Source organism: Neoluteolibacter marinus (assembly GCF_014904755.1).
GTDB classification, from domain to species: domain Bacteria; phylum Verrucomicrobiota; class Verrucomicrobiia; order Verrucomicrobiales; family Akkermansiaceae; genus Haloferula; species Haloferula marina.
Map to the genome: position 1 here is coordinate 1 of NZ_JACZFQ010000180.1, position 451 is coordinate 451.

At 48.6% G+C, this 451-nt stretch carries 1 protein-coding gene; it reads right to left on the reverse strand.

Going from position 1 to position 451, the window contains the following annotated elements:
- Positions 1-300: hypothetical protein (locus tag IG178_RS25775; RefSeq protein ID WP_226895756.1), on the reverse strand; the 300-nt coding region annotated here is incomplete at its 3' end.
- Positions 301-451: the final 151 nt, after the last annotated feature.

A 451-nucleotide genomic window follows, 5' to 3' on the forward strand; every position in this document is an offset into this window, starting at 1 on the left:
GGCCATCATCAGGTGCGGATCACAGTCGTACGCACGGGCCGCCTTGGGGATATATTCCCAGGCTTCACGGCCGATGTCATTTTGCGCCGAATCTAGACTTGAAATTTCCCCCAACCTGACACCAGTCAAAACTCTCAGGAAAATTGTGGCGATTACCGCTACAAATGCGGCCGTCCATACAGCTGATAAAAGCTCGTCGGGCGGTGGCACTATGGCGGTATATAAAGGTGAGGTAAACAGCCCAATCCATGCGGCAAGATTTACGAGTAGAATATTGAAAATATAATGGGCCAAAAGCACGATTCGTCTACCCGAAGTTTCACTTAGTGCTCGCCAAATAGCCCTACCGTCCGTCACTGCGAGATAGGCTATGAGCATGCATGCAATAGCAATGGAGGCATTGCCCCCCAATCTAATAACAGTAACTGAAAGAAAGCAAGAAACTAAATAC